The organism is Streptomyces pacificus (assembly GCF_011766325.1).
Lineage (GTDB): Bacteria > Actinomycetota > Actinomycetes > Streptomycetales > Streptomycetaceae > Streptomyces > Streptomyces pacificus.
Genome location: NZ_BLLG01000031.1, coordinates 25,322 through 31,321, shown reverse-complemented (window position 1 = coordinate 31,321; position 6,000 = coordinate 25,322). Strand labels below are relative to the sequence as shown.

The 6,000-nt window shown below is 68.4% G+C and carries 7 protein-coding genes; 5 read left to right on the top strand and 2 right to left on the bottom strand.

The annotated features are described in order from the left end of the window. Positions 1-90 precede the first annotated feature (90 nt). Positions 91-1,083, bottom strand: coding sequence for a helix-turn-helix domain-containing protein (locus SCWH03_RS27485; RefSeq protein WP_173267503.1), 993 nt, complete (start codon positions 1,081-1,083; stop codon positions 91-93). Between the two features lie 420 nt (positions 1,084-1,503). Between SCWH03_RS27485 and SCWH03_RS27480 the strand changes: the two genes are divergently transcribed. From SCWH03_RS27480 to SCWH03_RS27460, 5 genes are all read left to right on the top strand, one after another. Next, positions 1,504-1,707 carry a hypothetical protein gene (locus SCWH03_RS27480; protein WP_173267501.1) on the top strand — a complete coding sequence of 68 codons (204 nt, stop codon included), beginning with the start codon at positions 1,504-1,506 and terminating at the stop codon, positions 1,705-1,707. A gap of 103 nt (positions 1,708-1,810) precedes the next feature. Further along, positions 1,811-2,203, top strand: coding sequence for a hypothetical protein (locus tag SCWH03_RS27475; RefSeq protein ID WP_173267499.1), 393 nt, complete (start codon positions 1,811-1,813; stop codon positions 2,201-2,203). 22 nt (positions 2,204-2,225) lie between these two features. Next, positions 2,226-3,140 (top strand): hypothetical protein, encoded by a 915-nt coding sequence (locus SCWH03_RS27470; protein ID WP_254077075.1) that lies wholly within the window; start codon positions 2,226-2,228, stop codon positions 3,138-3,140. Further along, positions 3,137-3,658 carry a hypothetical protein gene (locus SCWH03_RS27465; RefSeq protein WP_254077074.1) on the top strand — a complete coding sequence of 174 codons (522 nt, stop codon included), beginning with the start codon at positions 3,137-3,139 and terminating at the stop codon, positions 3,656-3,658. The genes SCWH03_RS27470 and SCWH03_RS27465 overlap by 4 nt, the downstream gene beginning before the upstream one ends. Positions 3,659-3,702: 44 nt before the next feature. After that, positions 3,703-4,497 (top strand): fumarylacetoacetate hydrolase family protein, encoded by a 795-nt coding sequence (locus SCWH03_RS27460; RefSeq protein ID WP_173267497.1) that lies wholly within the window; start codon positions 3,703-3,705, stop codon positions 4,495-4,497. Between the two features lie 6 nt (positions 4,498-4,503). Here SCWH03_RS27460 and SCWH03_RS27455 read toward each other — a convergent pair whose 3' ends face one another. Further along, positions 4,504-5,865, bottom strand: a complete 1,362-nt coding sequence (locus tag SCWH03_RS27455) for an NsdA family TPR-like regulatory protein (RefSeq protein ID WP_173267495.1) — start codon at positions 5,863-5,865, stop codon at positions 4,504-4,506. Positions 5,866-6,000: the final 135 nt, after the last annotated feature.

Here is a 6,000-nt window from a genome sequence, read left to right as displayed (position 1 = left end):
CCGACGCCCCCGACCACCCCAGATACCCCAGACCGCTTGGATCAACGACCCGGCCAAGCGCAGGGAACCCGCACCACAAACCTCATAGCATCACAACCGTCTCATTGGACTTGAAATCTTCCGGCCCCATAGGTCGTAGGCGCGGTTGAGTGACTTGCCGGCCGCCTCGTGCTCGGTGTCTCGGGACAGGGCCTCGGCCTGGTGGAGGTAGAGGTACGAGCCCGCCGCTGGCGGGAGGGCCGAGGGGGCGTTGCCGATGGCGGTGTCGATGAGCTTCACGCGTGCGGCGGTGTCGCCGGAGTCGGAGATGTGGACGCCCATCTCGGCGAGGATGAAGGCGCCGCAGCCGTCTTCCTTGGCGCCGTGGGCGCTGCGGAGGGCGCCTACGTAGTAGCGCTGGCCCAGGGACCGGAGGCCCTTGTCGTAGGCCATCCATCCGGCGAGATAGGACACCCGGGCGGCCGTGGCGTAGAGGCGGTGCTCAATGGCGTCGGTGTAGCGCCCGTGGTCGAGGAGGCTGGTGATCAGTGCGAGGTCGCTGGTGGCCTGGTCCAGGAGGCGGGCGCCGCCCATCTGGTCGTCGAGAGTGCGGAGGGTGTCGACGCGCGCTTCGATGGTGGTCATCATCGCGTCGGTGACGCGGTCGCCGTCGATGGCCGAGGCGAACGCCTCCGGGGCGGCTGCCCAGTTGGCGGTGACTCCCGTCAGCGCGACGCCGGTGATGGACAGGAAGCCCCGACGATCCATGTGGCCACTCCTGACCAGATCGGCGAATACCTTCACGGTGCCAGCCGGAGTCCACGGGGCCGCCAGGGCCGTAGATTCCCAGGCTGGCAGCCATCGGGGCCAGGGCACCGAGCGAACGTGGTCCTCGGGGACGCCCAGGAGGTCGGCGAGCACCCGTTGCGCGTCCGCGTCAGGCGCCTGCCCCTGCTCCCACTTCCACACCGCCGTCCGGTTGGTGGCCAGTGGTACACCCAGCTCGGCCCCGCGCTCGCACATGCGCCGGGCTAACTCGGCCTTGCCCCAGCCCTTGCCTTCTCGCACGTAGGTCAGCGGGTGCAGAGCCATCGGGTCAGACATCCCACCCTCCCCTCAGGTTGGTAGTCAGGAGGCTACTCCCTGTGCGTGCGGGAAACGGGGGTTTCTCTCACTGGAGGAACCCCCTGGAATCGTTCCGAGCCCGTGGTCCACGGCCGTTCACTGGGCCTCACGCCGTTCGGAGCTGAGCACCCGGGTTAACCGGCTCCCCCGCCCCGCTCCGGACGGCTTCCAGGACCGCAGTCCGTCATCGGCGTCCCTCTCGTGGGTGACGGGCTGCACCGCCCCCGAGGAGGTAGTGATGAGCCAGCCTCTGCCCGTCCGTACGCCTGGCGACAGCGGACGACAGCACACGGTTCCCGAGCCGCCGGCCGGTCCGAGTCCGGCCCTCCGCGCTCGCGCCCGTTCCGGCTGGGAGAGATTCCTTCGTCGCGGAATGAGCGACCGCGAGGAGTCCGAGCGGTGAATCCGGTCGACGCCGAGGGGCGGGAGGACCACCCCCTCCTTCACCGTCTGGTCCGCGACATTGCGAGCAGGGGTGAGGGGGAGCTGACGGCCGTCCTCCACGAGAGGCACGGCGGCCGGCTCATCCGTATCGCCCATATCCAGCCCGCGAACGGCATCGGCTGGTCGACGGCCGCCAACAACATCGGGCCCGCCCGATGAGGCAGCGCCTCGCTGTCGTGGCCTACGTGATCGTCGTCAGTGCGCTCGTCGTCACGCTGGCCATTGCCGGAACCCCCGACCACTGAGAAACGGGAGGAGCACTATGAGACCTACCGCGAACCGCGGCTTCAACCACCGCCAGGCCGTGACCGAGGAGTGGTTCCGCACCCAGGTTCTTCCTCGCGTGTCCGGCGCGCGGTTTCTCCCCTACCAGGTGCGGCAGCTGCTGACCGAGCACCTGCCCGCGCTGCTGCGCGACGCGGACAGGAAGAGCCTGGCCCGCATCACCGGGGACTTGGTGAAGGTCTCCGCGCGGTGGCGCTGCCTGCCCTTCCACTACTTCCGCTACGGCGGGTACCGGCGCGAGGTGTCTGCCGAGCGGGCTTGCTCGTACTTGCCGGAGAGCGCCCTGTTCCACCGGCTCCTTCCCGGCGGTCAAGGCGGTCAGCGACGCCGACGACGGCCTCCGGGTCGCCCTCGACGCCGCCGTTCGTGACTCCGACTCCATGGACGGGACGGTGAACGGCTTCAACAGGAACCCCACCGCCAGCCCCTACCCCTCCCTGGAGGAGGCCGGCAAGGCCGCCAACATGCCCAAGGGCAGGAAGGCAGTCGCGGAGTGGTGGGGCGACCTCGACCCGGTCACCCGCGGCATCCTGCTACGCGAACGCGGCGATGAACTGCGGGCAGCGGGCATCACTGCCCCTCTGTACAACTGGAAGTCACCGGACCCCGGTTCTGGGCCATTCAACGTGGAGGATATGACACCCCGGGATGCATGGCTCCACTCTCAAGCCGTGGCCATCGCCGCAGCCGGAGACTTCATCGGGGAGACCGGGGCGTCGCGCAACATGCTCCAATACCTGAGCGGCACCGGCGAGACCCTGAACTTGGACGTCGACCGGATGTTGCACGACGACACCGACTTCCGTTCAGGCATCGAGCAGGAACATCTGGTGGACAACCAGGATGCCTGGCGACAGAAGGCGCTGGATGAGTACAACCGGGCCGGAGGAGACAAGACCGTGATCATTCCGGTCGAGAGTGCGGCAAAACACCGCACTCTGCGGAGTGACGAGTGGTTTCACGCAGTCGGATCCCACGCCCAGAACGTCTCTGGAATGGTCACCGTCACACCGAGCGCTCACGGCGGTGAGCCCAAGATCTCGCTCGACTATCAGGTCAACGTGTGGGACCGCTACAACTGGGACAAGGGCAAGGCAACCGAGTTCCCAGGGGGAGTCACCATCGAGGATGAGGACATGGGGCGGCTCCACGCAGTCGGCCTCGCCCAGGAATTCGACATGCGAGGCAGTAGCTCCACCTACACCCACGACCTCAACGGCCACACGGCCCCCACGGTCACACCGGGCGACCCTGGACGCGAGGGCACGCGCGGGGACGTTTCCCGCGGCGAGGAGGAGAACCGATGAAGCGCCGGCATGGCTCCTTGAAGGGCCTGGTGGCGGTCTCGGTGGCCGCCATTGCCAGTGGACTCCTGCTCATCGCCTGCGCGCCGACGCAACCGGAGCGTGTCACTCGCAAGGAGTACCCCTACTGGAAGGTGGGAGCAGGCGCGCCTGAGGCTGCCGAATTCATGAAGGTCCAGATCCCGGTGGGTGCGACAGAGGTAAAGGGCGCCGTACGGGTGCAGCCTCAGGAGAACGTCTACCTGCTGTCGTTCGTCACCGAGGTGAGAACCGCCGAATCGATGGTCGATGACCTGCGGCCTGATCATCCCCTGGAGGCTGTGAAGGTCACTTCCTCGCTGTCCGGGGACGGATTCAAACACCTGGGTATCAAGCTGCCTCAGGAAGTTGAGGGCGTACGCGTGGCCAGTGCCTGTCCGCCCTGCGTCGGCGATTCACGGCGGAGTCACATCCAGGGCATCGAGATCCATGTAGGCGGCGCAGCAGGCAGCCGTGTGCGGGTCTACCTGGCCGCATTCTGACCCTGCCCCCGGGCTCCCTGCCGAGTCGGGGGTACGGTGCGTTCATGAAGCTGACGGATGGGTCGCAGCGGCTGGCGAGGTTCGAGTGGCAGGGAAGCGCCCACTACGGGCGGCTCATTACTGCGGAGCGCCAGGACGTCCTAGAACTACTGGCTGCCGACCCGATTCGGAGCAAAGCGGAAGCAACCGGCCGCCGCATTTCCCTCGATGACGTACGACTCCTTGCCCCCGTCCTCCCCGGAAAGGTCGTCGCTGTCGGTCGCAACTACGCCGACCACATCGCCGAGTTGAGCCTCGACACGCCAGCCGCACCCCGGCTCTTCTTCAAGCCGCCGTCCGCCGTGATCGGCCCCGGGGAGGCGATTCGCTACCCGGCCCAGTCACGCGAGGTGCACTACGAGGCCGAGCTCGCCGTCGTCATCGGCCGTACGGCGCGCGACGTTCCCGCCGAGCGGGCGCTGGACTACGTCTTCGGCTACACCTGCGCCAACGACGTGACCGCCCGGGACATCCAGCGGGAAGACGGGCAGCCGTCCTGGGCGAAGGCGTTCGACACCTTCTGCCCGCTCGGCCCGTGGATCACCACCGACCTCGACCCGACCAAGCTCGACGTGCGCTGCGAGGTCAACGGCGTCGAGCGGCAGTCGGCCGGGACGGACACGATGCTGCATCCGGTCGCCTCCCTGCTGGCGTACATCACGGCGGCGGTCACCCTGGAGCCAGGCGATGTGCTCCTGACCGGCACGCCCGCAGGGGTGGGCCCGGTCGTTCCGGGCGATGAGGTGGCGGTGCACATCTCCGGCATTGGTTCCCTGGTCAATCCCGTGGCCGGTCGGTAGCCCCGCTCAGGCCCGCAGCAGCTCGGCGAACTCCCTGCCGGCGGTGAGCTGGGAGTGTCCAGCAGTACGGCTGAAGTCGGTGGCGTACTTCATGACCATGCCGGTGCGATGTTCTTCCGGCAGCGACGTCACGGCCTGCGCGGCGGTGCGGTACGCCTCCTCCGTTTCGCCGTCGCGGGCGAGGCACACCGCGCGGTCCAGGCGGATCAGGGTCGGGTCGAGGTACTCGGTGGGCGGATAGAGGTCGAGCGCTCGCCGCTGGACCTGCCAGGCGTCCTCCGTGCGCCCCAGGTGCGTCCACGCGTTACCGAGGTGCCAGAGGAACTGCCGCTCGGTGTGGCCGAATGAGGGGTCGTCGAGGTCCTCGGCGGTGAGCCGGCCGAACGCGTCCTCGGCCTGGCGCAGCAGCGGCAGGGCCTCGTCTCCCCGCCCGAGGCGGGCGAGCGCACGGGCCTCGACGAGCAGGCCCCGGGTGGTGGCGGGGCCCACGATGTCGCCCAGGATGTGACGCGCTCGGGCGGCCTGCTCGTGGGCGGATGCCGGAGTCCCGTAGTAGAGGGAGACGATGGCCGAGCGTACGGTGAGGGCGCCTTCGAGCTGGTTGTCGCCGGCCTCCGAGGCGGCGAGGCGTCCTGTGTGGAACCATCCTCGGGCCTCGCGGTGGGCGCCCAGCGCTGAGGCGAAGATTCCAGCCAGGGCTGCGAGTTGGGCGGCGACACGACACAGGCGACGGCGGTACCGGATGGGCTGCCGCTGTTCCAGCAGGCCCTGCACTTCGGTGAAGTCGGCGAGGACGTCCGCGAGGAGCCGCTGCGGCGGCTCGGTCTGGTAGGCGTGCGCGTACTCGAAGGCAGTGGTCTCCCAGCGCTCCAGGGTCGCTGGCCCAATGGCCGTCGATTCCAGCGCCAGATCCATGCGCTGCCGGGCGGCGGCCATGACCTCCAACGCGGACTCGGTGATGCCAAGACTCGTTCCGACGACAAGCCCCCTGATCAGGGTTCGCCGCTTCATCTCGTCCTCCTCCAAGAGCACGTCCACCGCCGCTTCCGGCGCGTGCTCCTGTTCTTCTTCCTTGGTGCGTGCCGGTGTGACGTCGTCGGTCACGGGAAGCGGTGAGGACTCCGCTAAGGCAAGCAGCTTCTCGGCCGTCCAGCCCGGGAACATGCGCTCGAGGACCTCGCACGCCTCAGCGCGTGGCACGCCCTTGATCTGCCCCAGGCGCCACCGGTCGAACTGCTTGCGCTGCGGAGTGACGTCGTCCAGGCGCAGGTCGGCGCAGACCTTCCGGAACTCGCGGTTGAACCGCGCGTAACCCCAGCCTCGTTCCCGCACCAACATGCCGAACACCGTCAGCTGTCTGTCGCCCACCGTGCCCCCTTCGCATGGTCGCCGCCGGGACCTGCGCCCGTATGCGGCGATTGTCGATCACCTACCCACCTCGTGGCCCCGCAGGAGGCACCCAAGTCCCAGAAGACCACGGCAAGGCTCATCGGGGTCCAGAAC